This is a genomic window from Vibrio sp. 10N.286.51.C3 (assembly GCF_003050065.1).
GTDB lineage: Bacteria > Pseudomonadota > Gammaproteobacteria > Enterobacterales > Vibrionaceae > Vibrio > Vibrio crassostreae.
This window is the reverse complement of record NZ_PIGC01000001.1, coordinates 103,302-126,615: the sequence shown is the minus strand read 5'-3', so window position 1 is coordinate 126,615 and position 23,314 is coordinate 103,302. Positions and strand designations below refer to the sequence as shown.

19 protein-coding genes are annotated in these 23,314 nt (G+C 44.7%); 11 read left to right on the top strand and 8 right to left on the bottom strand.

Annotated elements, in window-relative coordinates; genetic code table 11:
- The first annotated feature begins 41 nt into the window (after positions 1-41).
- The 8 genes from CWO27_RS00515 to CWO27_RS00480 all read left to right on the top strand — a co-directional run bounded on the left by CWO27_RS00515 (position 42) and on the right by CWO27_RS00480 (position 9,219).
- Positions 42-1,415 carry a hypothetical protein gene (locus CWO27_RS00515; protein ID WP_102432316.1) on the top strand — a complete coding sequence of 458 codons (1,374 nt, stop codon included), beginning with the start codon at positions 42-44 and terminating at the stop codon, positions 1,413-1,415.
- Between the two features lie 96 nt (positions 1,416-1,511).
- Positions 1,512-2,222, top strand: coding sequence for a hypothetical protein (locus tag CWO27_RS00510; RefSeq protein ID WP_240699549.1), 711 nt, complete (start codon positions 1,512-1,514; stop codon positions 2,220-2,222).
- 165 nt (positions 2,223-2,387) lie between these two features.
- The gene (locus CWO27_RS00505; RefSeq protein WP_102432315.1) at positions 2,388-3,344 is read left to right on the top strand and encodes an AAA family ATPase; all 957 of its coding nucleotides are present in this window, start codon (positions 2,388-2,390) and stop codon (positions 3,342-3,344) included.
- 10 nt (positions 3,345-3,354) lie between these two features.
- Positions 3,355-4,281 carry a DUF58 domain-containing protein gene (locus CWO27_RS00500; protein WP_102432314.1) on the top strand — a complete coding sequence of 309 codons (927 nt, stop codon included), beginning with the start codon at positions 3,355-3,357 and terminating at the stop codon, positions 4,279-4,281.
- Entirely contained in the window at positions 4,278-4,763 is a 486-nt protein-coding gene (locus tag CWO27_RS00495) for a DUF4381 domain-containing protein (protein ID WP_102432313.1), read from the top strand. Before CWO27_RS00500 ends, CWO27_RS00495 begins: the two co-directional genes overlap by 4 nt.
- Positions 4,756-5,748 carry a vWA domain-containing protein gene (locus tag CWO27_RS00490; RefSeq protein WP_099165817.1) on the top strand — a complete coding sequence of 331 codons (993 nt, stop codon included), beginning with the start codon at positions 4,756-4,758 and terminating at the stop codon, positions 5,746-5,748. The genes CWO27_RS00495 and CWO27_RS00490 overlap by 8 nt, the downstream gene beginning before the upstream one ends.
- Positions 5,741-7,534 (top strand): vWA domain-containing protein, encoded by a 1,794-nt coding sequence (locus tag CWO27_RS00485; RefSeq protein WP_107898350.1) that lies wholly within the window; start codon positions 5,741-5,743, stop codon positions 7,532-7,534. Before CWO27_RS00490 ends, CWO27_RS00485 begins: the two co-directional genes overlap by 8 nt.
- Positions 7,535-7,536: 2 nt before the next feature.
- Complete coding sequence (locus tag CWO27_RS00480) at positions 7,537-9,219, top strand: BatD family protein (protein WP_102432081.1); 1,683 nt, start codon at positions 7,537-7,539, stop codon at positions 9,217-9,219.
- Between the two features lie 137 nt (positions 9,220-9,356).
- On the opposite strand, the gene CWO27_RS00475 is transcribed toward CWO27_RS00480, so the two are convergent.
- The 5 genes from CWO27_RS00475 to CWO27_RS00455 all read right to left on the bottom strand — a co-directional run bounded on the left by CWO27_RS00475 (position 9,357) and on the right by CWO27_RS00455 (position 15,419).
- Positions 9,357-11,501: a sensor domain-containing diguanylate cyclase gene (locus CWO27_RS00475; RefSeq protein ID WP_102432080.1), complete on the bottom strand. Its 2,145-nt coding sequence runs from the start codon at positions 11,499-11,501 to the stop codon at positions 9,357-9,359.
- Between the two features lie 336 nt (positions 11,502-11,837).
- Complete coding sequence (gene pstB, locus CWO27_RS00470) at positions 11,838-12,587, bottom strand: phosphate ABC transporter ATP-binding protein PstB (protein WP_004732036.1); 750 nt, start codon at positions 12,585-12,587, stop codon at positions 11,838-11,840.
- Positions 12,588-12,677: 90 nt separating this feature from the next.
- Entirely contained in the window at positions 12,678-13,541 is an 864-nt protein-coding gene (gene pstA, locus CWO27_RS00465; protein ID WP_048661034.1) for a phosphate ABC transporter permease PstA, read from the bottom strand.
- A gap of 15 nt (positions 13,542-13,556) precedes the next feature.
- Positions 13,557-14,486 (bottom strand): phosphate ABC transporter permease subunit PstC, encoded by a 930-nt coding sequence (pstC, locus tag CWO27_RS00460; protein WP_019822958.1) that lies wholly within the window; start codon positions 14,484-14,486, stop codon positions 13,557-13,559.
- A gap of 111 nt (positions 14,487-14,597) precedes the next feature.
- Positions 14,598-15,419, bottom strand: coding sequence for a phosphate ABC transporter substrate-binding protein (locus tag CWO27_RS00455; protein ID WP_048661033.1), 822 nt, complete (start codon positions 15,417-15,419; stop codon positions 14,598-14,600).
- A 467-nt stretch (positions 15,420-15,886) separates the two neighbouring features.
- Between CWO27_RS00455 and CWO27_RS00450 the strand changes: the two genes are divergently transcribed.
- Positions 15,887-17,530 (top strand): methyl-accepting chemotaxis protein, encoded by a 1,644-nt coding sequence (locus CWO27_RS00450; RefSeq protein WP_102432079.1) that lies wholly within the window; start codon positions 15,887-15,889, stop codon positions 17,528-17,530.
- 110 nt (positions 17,531-17,640) lie between these two features.
- Here CWO27_RS00450 and CWO27_RS00445 read toward each other — a convergent pair whose 3' ends face one another.
- Positions 17,641-18,534, bottom strand: coding sequence for a lipase secretion chaperone (locus CWO27_RS00445; RefSeq protein ID WP_102319987.1), 894 nt, complete (start codon positions 18,532-18,534; stop codon positions 17,641-17,643).
- 38 nt (positions 18,535-18,572) lie between these two features.
- Complete coding sequence (locus CWO27_RS00440; protein ID WP_102432078.1) at positions 18,573-19,514, bottom strand: lipase family alpha/beta hydrolase; 942 nt, start codon at positions 19,512-19,514, stop codon at positions 18,573-18,575.
- Between the two features lie 425 nt (positions 19,515-19,939).
- On the opposite strand from CWO27_RS00440, the gene CWO27_RS00435 reads away from it, so the two are divergent.
- Positions 19,940-21,190 carry an SGNH/GDSL hydrolase family protein gene (locus CWO27_RS00435; RefSeq protein WP_102432077.1) on the top strand — a complete coding sequence of 417 codons (1,251 nt, stop codon included), beginning with the start codon at positions 19,940-19,942 and terminating at the stop codon, positions 21,188-21,190.
- A gap of 153 nt (positions 21,191-21,343) precedes the next feature.
- Here CWO27_RS00435 and CWO27_RS00430 read toward each other — a convergent pair whose 3' ends face one another.
- On the bottom strand, positions 21,344-22,675 hold the full coding sequence (locus CWO27_RS00430; RefSeq protein WP_048661023.1) for a DEAD/DEAH box helicase: 1,332 nt from the start codon (positions 22,673-22,675) through the stop codon (positions 21,344-21,346).
- 361 nt (positions 22,676-23,036) lie between these two features.
- Here CWO27_RS00430 and CWO27_RS00425 point away from each other — a divergent pair, with 361 nt between their 5' ends.
- Positions 23,037-23,303, top strand: coding sequence for an Lpp/OprI family alanine-zipper lipoprotein (locus CWO27_RS00425; RefSeq protein WP_017061882.1), 267 nt, complete (start codon positions 23,037-23,039; stop codon positions 23,301-23,303).
- Positions 23,304-23,314 lie beyond the last annotated feature (11 nt).

The following is a 23,314-nucleotide window of genomic DNA, read 5'->3' as shown; positions in this document are numbered from 1 at the left end:
AGCTAGGAAAAACCACAAGGTCGTGAAATGAGGATTCAAGAATGCAAATGCCATGCGTAAACACATTGAGCCGTTGGCTCTTTAAAGGCTCGATAGCAACAGTATTAATTACCTGCGCTAGCTGGAGTACAGTCTCAGTAGCCAACGATAAATTTGAGGGGATCCCCGGTGAAAGAACCTGTTTCTTCCGTTATGGTCCCGTCTCTGCAGACCCATACATCAACGTTGCCTACCCCGATGCTGCGGTAAAATATTGGGGAGCAGCTTTTACGGTACCTGATGGTGCCAAGCTAAAATTAGAAGGACAATTCCCACATTCTCGCTACATGTCGTTCATTAGCTATGATGACCGTGGAAGACCAGTACAATCTTTACCCGACTACATGATCAAACCCAGCCAAAGCAGCGTAAACCCTTTCAGAGAAGGCAATCAGCGCGATAGCGTTCTTAGAAGCTACCAAGTCAATATTCTCAACGCTCAACCAAAAACTGATTACACCGCAGGCCAAATACGTGATGGCGCAGAAATGGATGAACTGCATGCGCCAAAATCTTCAGCTAATCAGCAGGTGATCATCTACCGCATCTACGCAAAAGACGAAAACAGTGATGGCACTGGAAATACAGCATTACCTCAGCCAGTCGTCACGCTTGCTTCAGGAAAGGAACTTCGTGGACAAGAAGCGTGTGACTCGCTGCAAAGTGCGCAACCGTTAAAAGCTCAATTAAATGCCCTGGGAATCCCAGTCGAGAAGTATCGTGAATTGGTTACACAACCCAACAAGCCCGCAGGCTTCCCCGCAACCAATCCATCGACTTGGCACATTCAGCTCGACCGAGAAAGCTTGTTAGGTATTTACACAGGAAAAATAAATCCTGAAGCGAGACGAAGCACGGGTGGCTTCTACCCAAATCTTGATAACAACTACATTAGAACCGTCGTTAATCGCAAACATGGCCCTGTATTTGTCCTCAGAGCCAAGGCTCCCGTTACACCAAAAACTTTCCATGGCGTTAAAAAAATGACTAAAGGTGACCTCCGTTACTGGTCGGTCTGCTCGAACAAAGGCTTCGCTGTAACCAAAGTCAACGACTGCCTTTACGATGAAGCGATTCCGGTGGACAAGGACGGCTATTACACTGTCGCCGTGAGCCGCGCTGCCGACAGACCACGTAACGCTTTTGCCCAATGTGGTGTAGGTTGGTTACCAATGGCAGACGATGGTGATGGCATTATTGATGAAGATGCATCGATTGTTCAAATCCGTCACATGCTCGCAGCGCCGGAGTTTAGCCACGCCATACAAAACATCCAGCAAGATAAAGATATCGCCCCGGTGATGGGGGAATACTACCCAAGAACCTTCTACACCACGACCAACAACTTCGAGCTCATGATCCCTTGTTCGGGGTAATACTCTCCATCTGAATAACCTATTAATAAACCTACGAAATGGCAGGTTCCCCGCCTGCCATCTATGACCGAATACCATCAATTTTCTGAGGTTGCCATGCTACTTAAACTACTACCCCTGTTGTCGATCATCTCTTTTCTTTTTACATCCCAAGCAGCACATACAGAAGAACTCGAACCAGAACGAAAACCAGAGCAAGAGCAAGGACAAGGACAAATAGAAGACCTAGACGATCCTACCGCGCTGAGCTCATTTCTGGGAATACGAACAGGGACTAACGGATATGGTGCCATCGCGCAATTTGGATTCAATAGCCCCGACAGTGCATTCGGTCACAACAGCTTCATTCAATTTAAAGACGATTTTGAAACTCTACATCTACGCCACTTTTCGATCTATAAACAGAGTGGGACGGGGTTGTTTGTTGATATGCAGCGCAACAATGCCAATGCAATTCCCGTTAACCGAGCTTCTGTTGGCGCCATCCAAATAATCCCTATCTCAGACAAACTTAGGATCAACCCTGCCCTTCTATATGGCGAAACGTGGACAGACGACAAGCAAGCTCGAAAAACGCTGTTTCCAGATACATCAATTGTGACCTTGTATACCTTTATTCGCTGGCAAGTCGCCGACGACTGGTTCGTCAATTTGGTACCTCAATATACCTACAGCGTAAATGGACGAAAGATTCGCTTGTTTGAACTCGTCACCCAAGTTGGCCACAACATTACTAAGGAAACGAGCATGGCGATAAATACCGATGAAGACGACAACTTTTGGTTAACACTAAAGCACGCCTTTTAAGTCTGACTATGGTAAAAACGTTGGGCTTAACTGTACTTTGGCTAAACACTTGTAAATCATTCCATTTTTGGAAAAATAAATTACGTAGATGTACTGGAACTTTTTCCTATTAATAAGTGACCAATACTCAAAATAAGAATCAAATGGCCCCCAGAGAGTCCAAAAATGCATAAAAATAACTTCGAAATCCTTCAAAACTACCTAGAGTCTCAAATCATTGGTCAGCAAGAGCTCGTAAAACAACTGATGATCGCCTTACTGGCAGATGGTCATATCCTTGTTGAAGGGCCTCCGGGGTTGGCAAAAACCCGCGCCGTAAAGTCGCTAGCTGACTGTGTCGAGGGAGATTTTCATCGTATTCAATTTACCCCCGATCTATTGCCTGCCGACCTAACTGGTACCGATATTTTCCGTCCAGAAACGGGAGAGTTCACATTCCAATCTGGCCCGATTTTTAACTCACTAATTCTAGCGGATGAGATCAACCGTGCTCCGGCGAAAGTGCAAGCCGCAATGCTTGAAGCGATGGCTGAAAAACAGGTGACCGCAGGTCGAAAAACCTATGCTCTGCCTGATCTGTTTTTGGTAATGGCAACGCAAAACCCAATTGAGCAAGAAGGCACTTACCCGCTGCCGGAAGCTCAATTAGACCGTTTCTTGCTGCATTTAGAAGTGGCTTATCCAGACATGGAAAGTGAGCTGGAGATCTTGCGCCTGAACCGAGGCGAAGCTCAAGGCAACGAATCTGTTCAGCCACAAGAGATATCTCAGCAAACGATCTTTGAAGCCCGCCAAGAAGTACTCAGCATTCACATGGCAGACACCATTGAGCAGTACATCATCAGACTGGTAATGGCGACTCGCCAACCTAAGCAATACAGCGACCAGCTTGATCAATGGTTAGACATGGGTGTTAGCCCGCGTGCAACCATTGCGTTAGACCGTTGTGCCCGTGCTCACGCTTGGCTTGCTGGCCGCGACTATGTTACTCCACAAGATGTTCAAGTGATGGCATTCCCTGTATTGCGCCACCGCCTGCTTCGTAGCTACCACGCACAAGCTGAAGGGGTCACTGCAAACCAAGTGATCGCACACCTTATCTCGTTGGTTGGTAGCGCATAGGGATAAGCGCATGAATAATCAATTACCCAACCATAGTGACGGTGTCACGTTAAATCTGGACGAACTGCTGCAATACAAAGCGCAGTCTGTTCGCTGGTTGCCTCCAGCCAAGAGCCTGTGGTCGCAACTAAACGGTCAACACGAGAGCAATCGTAAAGGTCGCGGGATGAATTTCTCTGAGGTTCGTCAATATCAGGCGGGCGACGACATCCGCAGCATTGATTGGCGCGTCACGGCGAGAACAGGCAAGGCGCATACCAAACTGTTTTCTGAAGAAAGAGAACAGCCTGTGATTTTGTTCTTAGATCTGTCGAGCAGTATGATTTTCGGCTCAACCTTGTTGCTTAAATCGGTTCAACTCGCGCACTTTGCCAGCCAACTTTGCTGGTTAACCGTCGCTCAAAAAGACCGTATTGGCGCAGTGATCGATACTGGCCAAGAGATCATTGAGATTAAACCCAGTGCTAGCAACCACGCTCCGCTACGTATTTTACAAAAAGTCATAGAAATCAATAACGCAGCGCTGACCAACCCAGGCAATTACAGCGACACAACCTTAGAGCATGGGCTGAAATCTCTTCACCAGCTTTGCCCGAAAGGAAGCGATATCATTATACTCAGTGATTTCGTCCGTTATAACGAAAGTAATTACTCACTTATCAATCAAATACGTCGACATAATCGAGTTCGCTTGGTGCATTTTTACGATCCATTAGAGCAAGGTGTCACTGCTTTCAAAGGTTCAAAACAGATCACCGACGGCAATAAAACGCAATGGTTTAACTTTTCATCAAGCAAGGAAAAAGAAAAGCTCAGTCACGTATTTGATCAGAAGCAACAACAACTGATGCAAATGAGCCTTTCTCTGGCGATCCCATACAGTTCATTGTCTTGTGCGCAATCGTTAATGAGCCAAGTATCAGGAGTTCAGTCATGAATCAACCTCTCGACCTGAGCCCGATTATTACGCCAAGCGCACCATCATGGTGGCCTTTGGCATGGGGTTGGTGGGCTGTGATTATTACGGCTATTGCTCTGATCGCCTTAGTGTTTTTCATTGTAAAACGCAGACAAAAGAACCAATACGCGAAGAACGAAGCACTTGCTTGCTTTCGTAATAGTCAGTCTTCAAATGCTTTGTCTCCGAGCACAGCTCAAAACATCGTTCGTCAAGCAGCACTGAGCTATTTCCCACGTGAAAAAGTGGCAGGCTTGTCTGGTGATGATTGGTTGACGTTCTTAGATGCGCAATTGGCAAAGCCGTTATTCTCCGCAAAGCAATCGCAATGGCAACAAGCGCTCTACCAAGATACAGCCTTAATGAGCGACGAACAGAAAAAGGCACAACAACAATTGGTTAATGATTGCGAAACCTGGCTTCGTAAAGCCCTTCCTCCAAAGCGAGGTCGTTATGACTGATCTTTTAAACACGAGCTTACTAAATATCGAGTTTGTTTGGTGGTGGATGTTTTTCCTAGCGCCATTGCCAATCCTTGTTTACTTGTTCTCACCAAAATCAGAATCAAGCAGTGCCCTTAGGCTTCCGTTTTTGCCCGAGGACAGCAATACCAAAACACCAAGCAGCCGCTTACCCAAAGCTTTGTCGGTCATCATCTGGCTTTTATTGGTAACGGCCATGGCACGCCCAGTTTGGTACGGTGAACCGGTTGAATTTCAGCCGAAGCACCGTGATTTGATGTTGGTTGTAGACCTCTCCTACTCGATGAGCCAAGAAGACATGCAATTCAATGGCGAATACATCGATCGCTTATCTGCGGTGAAACATGTATTGAGTGACTTTATTGAGCGCCGTAAAGGCGATCGAGTCGGACTTGTACTATTTGCTGATCACGCCTACTTGCAGACGCCACTGACGTTAGATAGAGACACGCTTTCACAACAGCTGAATCAGGCAGTGCTAAAGCTGATTGGTACTCAAACTGCGATCGGTGATGGTATCGGCCTTGCCACCAAAACCTTTGTCGACAGCGACGCTCCTCAGCGTGTAATGATTCTACTCAGTGACGGCAGTAATACCGCGGGCGTATTAGATCCACTTGAAGCGGCGGATATTGCAAAGAAATACAACGCCACAATTTACACCGTGGGTGTCGGTGCGGGTGAAATGATGGTCAAAGAGTTCTTCATGACTCGTAAGGTCAATACTGCTCAAGACTTGGATGAACGTACTCTAATGGAAATAGCCAAACGCACTGGCGGTCAGTACTTCCGAGCGCGAGACAGCAAAGAGCTGGCAACGATTTACGACACCATCAACCAGTTAGAGCCCGTGACTAACGCCACTAAGATCTGGCGACCACAACAAGAGTGGTTTGTCTGGCCACTGTCGGCGGCAATGTTCTTCGCATTTATGCTGTTAGCCATTAGGAGAAACAATGTCTAACTTTACTTTTATCTACCCATATTGGTTCTTGGCTCTTGCCGTGCTGCCCGCTATTTGGTGGCTTAGCAAGAGACAATCCAAGCAAGGGTTATTAGCGTCACACATCGCCCGTTATTTGGCTCCTGAATCGAGCAAGCCATCGAAAAACCGCAGCACTTATTTCGGTGTTTGGTGGTTAGTCGGTGTCATCGCATTGGCCGGTCCAAGCTTTGAAAAAAATGAACAGCCAAGCTTTGAAAAAACACAGGCGCGAGTTGTGATCATGGATATGTCGATGTCTATGTATGCCACTGATATTAAGCCGAACCGTTTAACACAGGCGCGATACAAAGCTCTGGATCTGCTTTCGTTATGGAAAGAAGGCCTAACGGGAATGGTGGCATACGCCGGAGATGCTTACACCATCAGTCCGCTAACGTCTGACATCAACACCATCAAGAACCTCGTACCCAACCTATCGCCAGATATCATGCCCTTCCAAGGCGGCGATGCAGCATCGGCAGTTAAGCTTGCGATTGAGATGATGACTCGCGCTCATATCTACCAAGGCGATCTGGTACTGATTGCTGATGATATTGATGGTCAAGAGAAGAAAGAGATCGACTCACTACTCTCTGGTAGTAATTGGACATTATCAGTCTTGGCTGTAGGTACGGAAAGCGGCGCGCCGATCTCGTTACCTACAGGCTCGATGTTACAAACCGACTCAGGACAGACCGTGGTTGCGAAAACTAACGTAGGCAATATGCGCGACCTGACTCGTCGCTCTGGTGGCACGTTCACTGAAGTTCAATTTGATAACTCAGACGTTGAACACATCGCAAGTTACCTCGACCGAGTTGCAACGACATCAGAAGTGACTAAAACCAATAACTCGCTCAACACCAGAGTGAACAACGGTTTCTGGTTATTACCGTTTCTGTTACTTCCTGCACTTGGGCTATTTCGAAAAGGGGTCATTTGGTGTGGTCTAGTTGTACTTGTCTCGTTTAGCCAACCGAATACTGCGTTTGCAAATCCTTGGAAGACCGATGACCAAGTAGGTTATCAGTTGTATCAAGATGAGGACTTTCAACAAGCCGCAGAACAGTTCGAACAGCAAGAATGGAAAGGCATTGCGCAATACAAAGCCGGTGATTTCGAAGCGGCCGAACAGACACTGCAAGACCTTTCTGGCGAAGATGCTCGCTACAACCTCGCCAATGCACAAGCAAAGCAAGGTAAATACGACCAAGCGATAAAAGAGTATCAACGCATTCTCGAAAGCAACCCTGAACATGCTTATGCGAAGAAGAATCTAGAGATTGTCGAACAGGCTCAGAAGCAACAGCAACAGCAACAGCAACAGCAAGACGATTCTGAGTCCAAAGACCAAAACGAGCAAGACCAGCAAGGTCAGCAAGGTCAGCAAGGTCAGCAAGGTCAGCAAGGTCAGCAAGGTCAGCAAAATGATTCTTCGCAAAGCTCGCAGGATCAACAACAAAGCTCAGCTGACAATGGGAAGTCGCAAAGTCAAAGCGGCAGCCAAGAAGATAAACAGCCACAGGACAAGGGTGACTCAGTATCTCAGGCAGCACAAACACAAGAGGCTGCTAAGGAAGACACTGATAACAACGATCAACAAGCTGCGGCACAAGTATCAGGTCAACCTATGTCGAGCGATCCTGATATGCGAAAACTTGAGCAAGTAGAAAGCGCGCGTGATCCGAGCCAATTGCTTAAAGCGCAAATGATTCTACAAGCACGACAAAAAAGTGCTCCTAACAACCAAAACAAAAAGTGGTAACCATGCGATTTTTAAACAAGCCATTTTTATCAATGCTACTGACACTGCTAATCGGTGTTTTTTCGTCACACTCTGTATTCGCAGCGACCGCTGTGGCGAGTGTTTCGCAAAACAGTGTGACCAAAGATGAAGTATTCCTACTTAGAGTGGCGACCGATGAAAAAGTATCGTCCGGTGCTTTAGACCTGACCTCCCTTCAGAAAAATTTCTACGTCGGCACCCCAAGCTTTGGGTCATCGATGCGAATCGTCAATGGTAGCCGCACTGTGTCTAGCGAATGGAATATTACCCTTGCCCCGCTTCGATTAGGCCGATTAGAGATTCCTAGCTTTGATATTGAAGGCGCGAAAACTAAGCCGATCACCATCAACGTTGCGGTTAACAAAGCCGCTCCAAAGCAGAGTGATATGGCCGAGTTTCAACTTAATCTGAGTAAAGACTCGCTGTACCCTCAAGAGGTCGCGGAGCTTGATGTAAAACTCATCATTAAGGCTGATCCTAGAAGACTGCAAGATCCTAAAATTGCACCACCAAGTTCAGCGCAATTAGACGTGGAACCGATTGGAGAGTCAAAGCAATTTCAAGATGTTATCAACGGACAAGAAGTCACGGTTGTTCAGCAATCTTTCCATATATCGTCACAACAAGCTGGGCAATTTCAGCTTCAAGGACCAAAGTTAACCGGTGCTGTTGTTTACTCAACCAACAACTCAAGCACAACGCGCCTTTTCCAGCTCGACACGCCTGTTGAAACCTTAGATATAACAGTGAATCCTGTACCAAAAGGCTATCAAGGTGAGTGGTTACCAACATCGAACTTCAAGCTGATTCAAAAATGGTCAGATAGCCAAGGCAATGAACTCACGGATGACAATGCTTTAGGTGACGACAAACAGAAGATTGAAATGGAAGCCGGTGATTCGTTAACTCGAACCATTACTATGACGGCTAGCAACTTAACGCAGCACCAACTGCCAAAACTGAATATCACCTACCCTAAAACGGTGCGTGTTTATGAAGAAAAACCGCAATTTGGCACCACTAAATCCGGTGATGCTGTCGTTGTTTACAAGCAAGTCTTGATTCCGAAAGAGGCTGGAAATATCTCGCTTCCTGATGTTTCTCAAGCTTGGTTTAACACTGACTCGCAATCACAAGAAATCAGTAAAGCTCTTGGTCTTGAGTTGTCGGTTCAGGCAAGTGAACGCGCTAGCTCAAGCTCGCCAGCGCCGGTTATGGAGACACCAACTCAGCAAGCCAGCCCGACGATTGTTACCGTGGAAAGCCCTGGAATCTGGCCTTATCTAACCGCGCTATTTGCTGCTTTATGGGTAATTAGCTCTGCGGTTGCTTTTTATTTCTGGTCACGCCGCGGTACAGCAGTAAAACCAAAGCAAAAAGATGAACGTCAATCCGATACGGCAGAAGCGCTTATTGCCGCTCTGAAAATGAAAGACGGTGTGAAGACGAGAACCTTGTTTGAGCAATGGAAAGCAGAAAATCCAGACTTGAGTGACGAGACAATAGAAGTGATCGAAGCTGAGCTCACCAAGCTAAATCAGAGCCTCTATGCTGAAGCTGGCTCACCAAGTCAGTCATGGGATCCTTCTGAGGCAATCAAAGCGGTTAAGAAACCAAAACGCATCACGAACAAAGCACACAAGAGCACATTAGAAAGACTTTAATTAACCAGCGTTCTAAGTAAGCAGAAAGCTAATTAAGCAGAAAATCTAAGTAAACAAAAAAGAACGAAGCCGTGATGACCACATTGTGATCATCACGGCTTCAGTCGTTTTTGAGATAGGGAAAAATAAACGCCAAACTAAATCAGTGGCGTCGCGACCTTTCTTCGCTTTAGAGCAGAGACAATTCGATTTCGCCCTGAGTCTTTGGCTTGATACAAAGCTTTGTCTGCCTTGCCATACAGTAGATCGAAATCGAATTGGCGTTGATCAGAGGTGATTGAAGCATAACCGACAGATGCGGTTAAATACTGGCTGGTACTGCTTTCACAATGAAGGATCTTCGCCTCTTCAATGCATTTTCTGATCGACTCTGCACGCTGTTTAGTTTCAGAGTGATGAGTACCGATCATCAACAACATAAACTCCTCACCACCAATACGGCAAAAGGTTTCCTTATCGCTATGAACATGGGCATTGAGTATCTTGCCAATGGTGCGCAGAGCAGCGTCACCTTCTGTATGCCCATAAACCGTGTTATACAAACCAAAATGATCAAGGTCGACGAGGATCAATCCGAATGTAACTTCATGTTGTATGGCAAACGCCCCTTGATCGTCGCAATTTAGATCATCTAACACCTGCGACAACATACGCCGATTTCCAAGACGTGTCAGCGGGTCTAATTTAGAGATAATATCCAACTGCTCATTGGCTCGTTCAAGCTCTTGAGTGCGCTTGCTGACCTCTTGCTCTAGCGTCTCATTAAGCTTTTTGAGCTCCTCTTGCGCCATGGTTCTCTGTAGCACCTCAGCTAAACTAGAAGCGAAGATACGTATCACTTCACGCAGTTGTGACGTTAAAGGGCTGCGAGTTAACAAATTGTCCGCGGCTATAAACGCAATCGGCTCACCCGTATTGGTGGTGAGCATCGTCATTGCCGTCCAACCGACTCCCACAATATTGAAATCGTGATAGATAGGCACCGATTCTTCAAAGGCGACTTGATTAGGACAAGCGCGAGCTGCTGCAACAATGTCACGTTCCACCAGCTCTGAGCGGTAATAGGACTCATCAACAATGTCGCCTTTTATATCCGTGCCCCACGTGCCTTGCATGTAATTGCAGCCTTTATCTGTTAAAAAAACCGCTAAACGATCTATCCCTAAGTGCTGAATAGCAAAGCTAACCGCAGATTTACAGACTTCGCTTACGCTATCGCAGCGAGACAGTTCCACCATACTTGAGTGCAACATGCGGATGTTCTGTTCTTGCCGTTTGCGGATGTAGATCTGAGAAAGCAGAGAACCAAAGGATTCAAGCATCTGCTTTTGGTAATTGGTAATAGGTGAACGGTGAATGTAGTTATCCATTGCAATCCAACCCACGGGTTTATCACCTTCACGTAAGATCAACATTCCATTCCAGCCCTGCCCTACTACTTTTCCTTCGGTGTAGAGAGGTGCCTGTTCGATAATAACCAAGTTGGTGTGATTGTCTGATAACGCTTCGATGTATTCCGCTTCGAGTTGATGCAAGTCGTACTGGGTATGATGTTCGCTGTTGGTTCTACCGGCCTCATCAGTACCATAAGTGCCGCTAAAACAGCGCTTTTTCATATCGAGTAACATGAAGATCGCACGGTCAAAGCCTAGACGGTCGCGCACGGCTTCTACTGACGCTTTATACAAGGCATCCAAAGAGTCAGGATTAGAAAGCTCTAATGCCACCTGATGAACCAGTTTCATATTCTCCACAAACAGTTCACGAAGCTTTATTTCATCAAGGTACTGCGCTTCACGCGTGTCGCGGTGTTTGATCTCCAGCGCAGCGTTCTTTTCTGCACGAATGCATTGCCAGCGGGCTGCTGCAAGTTGAAGAACATCAAGATCTTGGTCGAAGGTTTGGTTGATATGCTGAGCATTGCAATTTTGAACAATTAAATAAGTTCTACAGGCAGGCGCGTTGTCGAGCATCATGATGAATGACTCTCCACCTAACACTTTCATGTGTTCCCACTTACAAGTGTTGATAGACATTGGGAGCACGCCATCTGCGGTATCGAATTGAGAAACCCAAGGCCAAAACGTAGCAGGATAATTTGCCAGAGACGTTAGCTCTCCATAAGAAAACAAGGGGAACGAATCGACTTCTGGTATCGGTTCTGCAAATATCCCAATCCCTTTTGGAGCAAGCATCTTAGTCAAGTAGTCAAAAAGAGACTCTGCCAATAAACGGTGATCACGCGTAGCAGATATTTGTTTTGCAAAGGCTTTTACAGGCACAGCTTCCGTCCATTGGCTATTGAGAATACAGCAAAAATACAGAAGCCTTGATATGCAATCAATGTAACTAAAAATGAGATGTTAAGCGGGTCGCAATTTCACTTTTTACATTATCACAAGCATGAGAAGGACTACAAAAATGGGATTTCCTGCCCAAAATTTCATCGACATTGGGACTTTTTTAAAGGTATAAAAAAACCCCACCTAAAGTGGGGCAAAACTTCCATCGCTTATAGTTATAGTGATAATTCTGTCGATCTATTCGATTATCTAACCTGCGTATCAGTTAGCGTGCTGATTTCGCTAAAAGGCCAAACACAGCACTTGAATAATCAATTAACCAAAGTCACCGTTTACGTAACCTTTAGTACGATCATCTTTTGGCTCGCTAAAGATAACACTCGTTTCGTTGTGCTCTACAAGCTCTCCCATTAGGAAGAAAGCAGTACGGTCTGAAATACGACGCGCTTGCTGCATTGAGTGCGTTACGATAACGATAGTGAAGTCTTTCTTCAGATCTTCCATCAATTCTTCAATCTTATGCGTCGCGATTGGGTCTAGAGCCGATGTTGGTTCATCCATTAGGATTACATCCGGTTCCATTGCAATGGTACGAGCGATACATAGACGCTGTTGCTGACCACCAGACAAGCCAAATGCGTGTGCTTTAAGACGGTCTTTTACTTCGTCCCAAAGTGCCGCACTGCGCAGTGAGCTTTCTACTACTTCGTCAATGTGCTTTTTGTCTTTGATACCTTGAGCACGTAGCCCGTAAGCCACGTTCTCGTAGATGCTCATTGGGAATGGGTTTGGCTTTTGGAATACCATGCCGACGCGGATACGTAGGTCAGCCACATCAATATTGCCGTAGATGTTTGTGCCATCCATATCCAGCTTACCTTTGATAGTAACGCCTTCAATTAGGTCATTCATGCGGTTCAAGCAACGTAGTAGCGTTGACTTACCACAACCAGATGGGCCAATCAGTGCCGTAACCTGACGAGTTGGAATTGGCAGGTTGATAGATTTAAGCGCTTGGTTGTCGCCGTAAAACAGATCTAGGTTCTCAATATCAAATTTGTTCATTGTCGTAATCTCTAAATTCTTAAATTCGTGTCTAGCTTGATGCTTTCTTTATCACGGAGGCTCTCTTTATTGTTGAGCCTGCTAATCAGCTTAGTAAGTTGCCGTGTTGAAGCGTCTTGCAATCAGTTTTGTAACCATGTTGATCAAGAGAACCAATACGATTAGGACTGTCGCCGTACCGTAGGCTTGGTTCCACTCATCGATAGTAAATAGCTCTGTTGTCAGCTTATATAGGTGAACCGTTAGTGTACGGCCAGAATCGAATACCGACTCAGGAACACGTGCCACCATACCTGCTGTTAAAAATACAGGTGCTGATTCGCCAATTACACGACCAATACTAAGAATGACCGAAGTTAAGATACCTGGCATTGCGCTTGGTAAGATCAAACGCCAGATAGTGTAGATTTTTGAAGCGCCAAGGCCGTATGAGCCTTCACGGTAAGTTTGTGGTACTGCCATCAATGCTTCTTCTGTAGTACGAATGATTACAGGAAGAATCAAGATACTTAGCGTTAATGCACCCGATAGAATCGAGAAGCCAAGGCCAAGGATCGAAACAAAGAAGGTCATACCGAACAGACCGAAGATAATCGATGGAATACCAGCGAGCGACTCAGTACAGAATCGAATCACTTTCACCAAACGACTACCTACTTTCGCATATTCTGTTAGGTAGATTGCCGTCATGATGCCCAGTGGCGCTGCGACTGCAATCGATGCAATTACCATGTAGATCGTGGCGATGATCATTGGGAAAATACCACGCTCTTCACCAGTACGAGTGTAATCGTCAGTGATGAAGTTCCAATCTACGTATTGCAGACCGTTCGATAGGATGTACCAAATAATCCAGAATAAGAAACCAACGGTTACAGCCGCAGCTGCCCAGATAAAACCTTTTAAGATGTTATCTTTGATTTGACGTGCTTGCTTTAATTTTACGCGATCCATATTACTTATCCTCGCCTACTTCGCTTTTTCACGGTTAAGATAAAGTAGAGCACCATTTAACATCATGATGAACACTAGAAGTACAACACCTGTTGCGTACAGTGCGTTAGCGTGAACGCCACTTGCGTAAGACATTTCAATTGCAATGTTTGCTGTTAGCGTACGAGCCGAATCCAAAATACCTTCTGGCATTGCTGGCGCGTTACCCATAACCATGATGATTGCCATCGTTTCGCCAAGTGCGCGACCGATACCCAAAATCACACCAGTCATAATGCCTGAACGTGCAGCAGGAACGAGTAGCTTAAAAATTGTGTAGATTTTCGAAGCGCCCAGTGCAAGTGAACCTTCTTTGTATGTACGAGGTACAGCACGAATCGAAGTTTCAGAAACCGTGATAACGGTAGGAAGAATCATGATACCCAGAACAATGATACCTGCCAGGATAGTATTACCGGCTGGTACTTGGAAAATGTTCTGAATCATTGGAACGATAATTACCAGACCGAAGAAGCCGTAAACTACCGACGGGATACCAGCTAGAAGCTCAACTGCTGGTCGAATAATATCTGCCAGACGCTTTGGAGCAATCTCAGCAATAAAAATAGCGGTTAATACACCAACTGGCACACCAACAACTACAGCTCCAAGTGTCGAAACGATCGAGGCAACGATCATGGTTGCAACACCGAATAGAGCTGGAGGTAACCAGTCAACACCCAGAACGATGCCAGAAACACCCGCCTCTTGGAATGCAGGGATACTCTCTGCAACGATAAAGTAAGCGATAACGGCTAGTGATACGATGCCGATTACAGCACTCGATAAGAACAAGCCGTGGAAGATTCTTTCTCTCCAGTCGATGCGCTTCTTAGCACGTAGACTTGGCTTGTTGATTTGAGTCGCTTCAGTATTCATAAGCTTTTCACTATTTGCGATGGTCATATATAAAATCTCAAACTTTGTGGCTCAACAAGAGCTCGAAATAGACAAAGTTGAAAGAAAAGGCTCAGCCTAAGTTAGGCTGAGCAATAATTAAGTGTTGGTCAGTTAAGATTAGTTAACTGTGATGTAGCCTTTTTTGTCAGCGATAGCTTGAGCTTCGTCTGCAACCATCCAGTCTAGGAATTGTTGAGTTTCAGCTGTTGGAGCGCCTGCTTTGTAAAGAACTAGGAAAGGACGAGCAACTTTGTAAGAGCCGTTCTTAACGTTATCAACTGATGCTTCTGCGCCGTCGATAGTTAGAGCTTGAACTGTGTTGTCTACAGTACCAAGAGAGATAAAGCCGATAGCGTATGGGTTGCTAGCTACAGAAACTTTAAGTGCGCCGTTACCGTTTGCAACTTGTGCACGTTGAGAGATAGCCGATACTTTCTTGTCGCCAATCTTCTTCTTAAGTTTCATGATGTCTTCGAATGCACCACGTGTACCAGATGCAGTATCACGAGTGATTGCTACGATTGGCTTGTCTGCACCACCAACATCTTTCCAGTTAGTGATGTCGCCTTTGTAGATTGAAGTGATTTGCTCAGCTGTAAGAGCAGATACTTCGTTATTTGGGTTAACAACAACTGCGATACCGTCACGAGCGATAACGAGCTCTTTCAGGTCAGCTGTTTTCTCTTCTTCTTTTAGGTCACGAGAAGAGATACCAAGGTCAGCACTTCCATTTTTTGCTGCTTTGATGCCTGCAGAAGAACCCGGTGCTTGAATTTCGATGAACACTGGTTCGCCTTTATTCATGTAGGTTTCTGCAAAAACTTCAACCAGTGGAGAAGCACTGTTAGAGCCAACTACAGAGATAGTTTCTTTAGCTGAAGCTGTATTCACTGTTAGAGCGCCTAGTAGTGCGATTGCACCGATAACTGTCTTTTTCATCACAAATTTCCTTTAGTGGCGTTATTGCCGTAATGTTGTTTTGCTTGAACGGTGCCCACTTTAGAATCTGAATGTGACAGTTGTGTTTCACTTAATTGAAGGCTATATGACAACTACAATTTATTTTCTTGTTTTCCCCCTACCAAATAAACCTTGAAGTAATAAATTAGCCTCACTTATAGGCACTGAATATTCATTCCAACCTATTTAAGCCAAACCGCTCAATATCTCGCCATCCCTTTCATTACCTAATACCACACAGGGTTCTGTGTTAAATAACCCTATCTTAAAAATGGCTAAAGCCTTGTTTGTACGATAAATAATCAGAATTTATGAAATACCTATCGCATATATCAAAATCGAATCTATTACTGATTGAATTGTCATTCTCAGAAGTTAGAATCACTGACTAATAACAATAATAACAATTGCTTCTGCTCATTTATTTATTCAAAGAGGGACATTACATGCGCCAACTTCTCAGTGGCTTATCGATAAAAATACAAATTCTCATTCCAGTACTCTTTTCTGTCGTATTACTTTTGACGGGTGTCATCATCGGTGGTGACAAACTGGAAAACGCTTTTAAAGATGTATCAACAGCAACCGATCAACTCATCCTACATAAAGAAGAACTCAGTGAAATCGTCGACAACAGCTATGGCATGCGCATCAAAGCGATCTACAGCCTATTCAATGCTGATGACGTAAAAACACTGGTTGAAACACTAAACCAAAAACGCGACCAAAATACTCGCCTACTGAACTCATTAGACACAGTGCCAGGCATGCAAGATGAAGTAGCCGCAATGAGCAAAGCGATGAATCACTATGTCGATTTTTCTCGCACCACTATGCTTCCTCTATTAAGAGCAAAACATGGCAGCGCAGCGCTACCTTCTGACTTTGATAACCGCTATCAGATCGCAATCGACCAATATCGTCACGCGGGTAACGAAATGGTGCAAGCTATCAACCTCCTCTCAAAGCAACTGAACCGTATTGCCACTCAAGAAGTGGACATCAATGGCCAGCAACACACCAGCACACTCAACACCGCAACCATCGCACTGTTAGTGATTCTTTCAATCGCATTAGTCATCAGCTGGACGCTAGCTGGCATCATTGTTAAGCCGCTTAGCAATATCCAAGAAACCATGCGCGAAGTAGCAAAAGGTAACCTGCTAGTAAAAGCGGAAGAGCATGGCGACAACGAAATATCTCGCCTTGCCCAAGACGTAAACAAATCCGTTGAGCAATTGCGCGACACCGTAAGTTCACTATCTCGAATCAGTATTGAAGTGGCGTCTGCATCAACAGAGTTGGCGGCAGTAATGACGCAATCAAGTGCGAACTCTGATCAAGAGAAGCAAGAAGTGGAACAAGTGGCTTCTGCCGTGAACCAACTTGAGAGCACAGCATCGCACGTAAACGAGAATGCAGTACAAGCCGATTCAGCTTCCAAGCAAGCCGACGAAATGGCGACGCACAGTATGAGCTTGTTTAATGAAAGCAACCAAGCCAATGAGCAAATGGCGATTCAGCTCAGCGAAGCTGCGAACGTTGTAGGCACGCTAAAAGAGCACTCTGAACAAATTGGTAAAGTGATTGAGGTGATTCAAAGCATCTCTGAACAAACTAACCTGCTTGCGCTTAACGCAGCAATCGAAGCCGCACGAGCTGGTGAGAGTGGCCGTGGTTTCGCAGTTGTAGCCGATGAAGTTCGAATGCTGGCTGCTCGTACGCAAGATTCAACCAAAGAGATCCAAGCAATTATCGAAGGCTTGCAGGTTCAATCGGGTAACGCCAATGAGAGCATGAGCAGTTCACTGTCTATGTTAGAGCACAACCAAACACTCTCAGGCGAGGTGAGCGCAGCACTTTCTGGTATTGCTAACTCAGTAACCGACATGACAGAAATTAACACTCAAGTTGCCTCTGCCGCAGAAGAACAAAGCCAAGTGACAGCAGACATCAACCGTAATATCTCAAACATCTACAGCCTAGTAAGCCAAAACGTAACCGGTATTACTCAAGCCGCAGCAGCGAGCCATGAGCTATCTAACCTAGCCGAGCAGCAAAAGCAGCAGTTGGATTATTTTAAGGTTTAAGGGATAAAGACATTTAGCTTTATTTACCTTGCAACTCACCCATAATAAAAAACCAGTCACTCTTGACTGGTTTTTTATTTTCGATAGATTTTTGACTAAATCACCAAACCTTACTGGCCGTTCTCAGCGGCTCTGATTCTCTCAATCGCTTCTACCCTTCTAAGCTGTTGTGGCTGAAAATGAGCTTCTCTAAGCTGAGCGATCGTCTCTTGTTGCTCAATTGTCGAGAGGGCTGAGTCATTCAAAATGTCATTTCGTTCAACAAAATAAATCTCTAAAGCTCCTTCAAAGTCCGCTCTTTGTTTATCGAGTGCTTCGAGCCTCTGTGTCGCTTCTTCGCCAACCAGTTCATTTCTCTTCAAGTATTTACCTTGTTCGTCTAGACCTTGTGAGTTGGATAGTTGCTGTAATAAAACCTGATTTTGATGACTGGACTGAACATAATCGGGTTGTTCAGATAGGTAAGATTCAAGCCTTTGCTGATATTCTTGTTCCTCTAGCCCTTCTTGTTTCAGAAGTAACTTTTCTAAAGCGATTTCCCTCATTTTATTGTCATGGGTAAACAGGATACTTATCTCGCTCTCACTGAAAAATTGAGTTTGAAGGTCAAGCAGAGCTTGATTCAGCGCGCGTAAGTCCTCTGCGGATATTGAGGTGGTGTCGAATTGAACATCCAATGTTGTCAGTGCCGACTTGTACTCAAGATACTTTGCGAACAATGCTTCATCGACCACCGCTGCTTGTGATTGCTCGTGGTGATTTGCCACATTGTCACGAATCTCTTCGAGGGTTAATTCTGTATTGCCTGACACGAAATATTCCATCATGTCTTTGGCTGACGCACTATCGATTTCGGTATCTTGTTGAGAGCTAACCTTCAATGAAGAAGCGCTTTGTTCGTTGTTATTATATGAACTTACCTCTTCCTTCTTTAGATATAAAAAGACCGCCGCTGTGCTCATCAGGGCTATCGTGGTTATCGACAAAATGGCGGTCTTTTTCATTATATTTTCCTTATGATCTTAACTTTGGGCAGCGCGACTTACAGGCCAGCCAACTTCAATCGATTCGCGTGTTGGCGATATAACGTCACTGGATCAGTCTCAAAGAGATGATGAATACCCAACAACCCATTAATCTCATCTAGGTGGTTCATTTTGTAATCATCACCAATCACTTTGCCCAAATGCGCGCTACATGCTCCCACTAACCCGTCATTAGGTTCATTAAAAGCTAAACCAAGGATTGTCATCGCTCCGTCGGTAGGATCCAGAAGGTTGGTAAAAGTGGAAGATCCTGTCCATGAATAGTAATAAACACCGTTGTTTGCTTGCCATTCACCATCACCACACGCAGACGTCGGAACGCCTTCAGGGTAAAACTGGTTGAATGCAAGCGAACCTTCAGTGGTCAACGCTTCAAGAGATGCAAGGCCATCTTGGTCTAGATCCGTTCCACCAGATAAAAGGTTAATCAGTGTCGTCAATCCACCAGCCAACTTAACCGCGATACCTTCCGCAGCTGAGCCTTCTGATACGCTTCCACGCACGAGATCGGCAACTTTAGATCCTTTATGGACGCCACCAATGCTTGTCACTGAGGCTACCAGATCAGGACGAACTGAAGCCACATAGCGCGCTGTTGGTCCGCCGTGGCTGTGACCAACTAGGTTCACCTTACTTGCCCCGGTCGCGGCTAACAGTGTTTCAACTTGAGCCAGCAACTGCTCTCCACGCACTTCAGAGCTGTTGGTCGCAGAAACCTGAGCGACGTATACACTCGCGCCATCTTTTGTCAGAGATTCCGGTACGCCATAAAAATAGTCGACGCCCGCCAATGTATCGAAGCCAAACAAGCCATGTACCAACACAATGGGATATTTCGTTTCAGTGTATCCGCTGACTTCTAATGCCGATGCGCTCGTTCCTGCATAGGCACCAAAACTGGATAGACAAGCTATCGTCCAAATTAATATCTTTTTCAATGCTCTTTCCTTAAACAGATTAGACCTCTGATGAGTAAAAGAACCGTAGTTGATGATTTTATAAAACAGAAAGTAGGGACTCGATATTTGTGAGATTGAACTGGAATTAAACAGTAGTGATGAACATTGCTCAACCAAAGTCACAATAAACGATAAAACAAGTAAGCAATTGATTAATAATAATTAAGTGAGATAACTATTAATAGTAAATGTTAATAAAGTAGGTATGGACTCTCGCCCAGATAAAAATTAATGAACGCAAAACCGTTGAAAGTTGGATCTATGTAACACTTATTATACGTGCTTCATATGAGTTGTTGACGCAACAATGAGTAATATTCAATACATTGCCTAAATGATATTTATTCTTATTATTAATAATAAAGTAATTAACCTTACTTACTTTGCTAAATGAGTACTCTAAAATGAAGAAAATGATCTTGGTATTTACGTTGACAATGCCTCTAATTGCATCAGCTATCGCCGATACATCAATGCCTCTAGATGCAACAATTCCTGACGAAGTAGCACAAGGGCAGATGCTTGATACACGATCATATATCAGATGCTGGTACCGAACCGACATATCGAATGACTCAGTTGCAACTGATTGGAAATGGGCAAGAAACGAAGATGGCAATTACTACACTATCGATGGATATTGGTGGTCGCCCTCATCGTATAAAAACATGTTCTTTAGTGGAACACCACAATCAGAAATAGAACAACGTTGCGAAGAGACACTAGACATCCAGCATGATGCCGCCGACATCACTTATTTTGCAGCAGACAGTCGGTTCTCCTACAACCACTCAATATGGACCAATGACGAAGAACTCCAAGATAATAAAATTAATCGAATCATCACATTTGGGGATAGCCTTTCTGATACTGGAAACTTATTCAACGGTTCGCAATGGGTTCTTCCCAATGCCAACTCATGGTTCTTAGGTCACTTCTCAAATGGCTTAGTCTGGACTGAGTACCTAGCTAGAGAGAAAAACATACCTCTGTATAACTGGGCAGTTGGTGGGGCGGCAGGCACAAATCAGTATGGAGTCCTCAAAGGAGTTTATGACCAAGTCACGTCGTACCTGAAATACATGGAAGCCGCGAAGAATTACCGTCCAGAAAACTCGTTATTTACTTTGGAGTTCGGCCTTAACGACTTTATGAATTACGAACGATCGGTGGCTGATGTAAAAGCTGATTTCAGCAGCGCTCTAATTCGTTTAACGGGAAGTGGTGCTCAAAACATTTTGCTCTTCACTCTCCCTGACGCCACAAAAGCTCCACAATTTAAATACTCGACAGAAGATGAAATTTCTATTGTGCATAGCAAAATAATTGAGTTTAACCTCTTCATCAAAGAGCAAGCTGAGTATTACCAAGCTAGGGGGGTCAATGTCGTACTTTTCAATGCTCATGATCTGTTTAACCACATTACTGAAAACCCGCAGCAACATGGATTTCAGAACGCCACAGATGCATGTTTAGATATTCAGCGCCATTCAGCTTCCGATTACTTATATCGCCATAGCTTAACTAACGAATGCGCAACCTATGGTTCAGACCGCTATGTGTTTTGGGGCGTGACGCACCCAACTACCGCAATCCATAAATATCTAGCGGATAATATTCTCATGTCTTCATTTTCGACCTTCGACTTTGAATAGATGCAAGGATAGGTGTCCTTTCAAGCTTTTCAGAAGTTAAATGAGCATAGGGCAAGATAAAGGGAGACGAGAAATAGACAAGGTACAGACACAAAAAAACCGCCTAATATTGGCGGTTTTTATTTACGTTAGCTTTTGGCTCACGCGAGTTGGTTACTCATCGTCAGTTTTTGGCGCAACTTTCTTCTTAGGGATAAACACGGTATCACCCACTGCCACATTTTGGTGGAAGCTCTTATCACGTTTAACTGGCTTCTTCGCTGTCTTCTTCGCTTGAGGTTTGCCCGCTTTCTTAGCTGGACCGCCCTTCTTGAAGGCTGGTTTACGAGGCTTGATGCCTTTGAACTTACCTTTTAGGCCTTCAAGCACTGAGAAAGTTAGATCTTGTTGAAGGTAAAGCTCAACACGCTTGAAGCTGTCCCAGTCTTTTGGACCAACCAAAGAGATTGCATCGCCTTTGTTACCTGCACGGCCAGTACGACCAACACGGTGAACATACTCTTCGGTGTGCTTCGGCATATCAAAGTTAATAACGTGGCTCACGTTTGGAATATCGATACCACGAGAAGCAACATCGGTTGTTACCAAGATTTTGTAAACCGCACGCTCAAACTGGCTCATAATAGCATTACGTTGCGTTTGGTTTAGGTTACCACTCAGTGCAACCGCTTTAAGCTTCTTCTCGTTCAACTTATCTGTTAGACGATCGGTATCAGCACGAGTTGCAGTGAAGATCATTACCTGACGGTATTCAGCTTCTTCTAGTACACGGTCTAGAATCGCTTCTTTGTGATCGAGGTGATCACATAGGTAGAATTTCTGAGTGATATCTAAATGCTGCTCGTTAGAAACACCAACAGAGATACGCTTAGGCGCATCTAGCATTTCATTGGCAATGCCGTTTACTTCAGCGTGATCTAACGTTGCAGAGAACATTAGTGTCTGACGACGACGGTGTTTAGCAGCATTAGCAATGCGACGAAGTTCTGGAGCGAAACCCAGGTCAAGCATACGGTCTGCTTCATCAAGGATTAGCGTTTCAACACCATCTAGGAACAATGAACGATGTTCTAAGTGGTCAGCAAGACGACCTGGAGTTGCAACGATAAAACGAGGGTACTTACGCAGTGCTTTAACTTGGTCGTTAAAGTTTTCGCCACCCAAGATAAGCGCCGCTTCGTAAGATAAACCACCAAGCATGCTACGCAGTTCACCATAAACTTGCTTAGCCAGCTCACGAGTAGGAGCCAAAATTACACCACGAGGATCTTTAGCAGAAAACGCTTTTGTTTTTAAAGCCTTATGTATCATTGGCAACACAAACGCCAATGTTTTTCCTGATCCCGTTTTTGATGAAGCCAATAGATCCTTACCAGCAATAGCAACAGGGATCGCTTTTGATTGGATCTCTGTCGCCTTCTTGAAGTCGTAATGTTTTAAGTTCTTCAGTAAGCGGTTATCTAAGCCTAAATCTTTAAAGTGCAAAGGACTCTCCAGTCATGATGGTATTGAATAAAATTAATTTAACGTGACATGATACCGCGAAAGTACTTTATAAGGATAGAGATCACAGTAAATTTATCCTTTAATCTATCTCTAGCTAGAACATTGTATGCATTGCCAACAAAGGGATGGCTCTCCAAGAACACATTACAGTCGCCTCTAAACCCTTCATCTCATAAGTGAGACAGAACGTGATGCTCAGCTAATCACCTCAAAAATTTAGCAATTTCTTTATTTATTGTTTTTGCAGTTAAAAAATTAGTCGCTACAATCATTAATGAAGCGACTATATGATAGAGAATGTATAGCGCATCTTTTGATGATAAATAAGCAAGGAGTTCTTATGAATAAGACGTTAATCGCAGCTGCAGCCTCAGTTTTCATTTTAGCCGGTTGTTCTTCAGAGCCAGAAGAAGCTGCAGTGTCAGAAATGGATCAACTAACTAACCAAGTTGCTCAACTTACTAGCGAAGTTGAAGCACTTAAGAGTGACAAAGCAGCCGCAGAAATGAAGGCACAAGAAGCAGAAGCAGCCGCTATGGCAGCAAAAGAAGAAGCGGATCGTGCTAACGAACGTATCGACAACATCGCTGAGTCGTACACTAAGTAGTTTGAGATCTA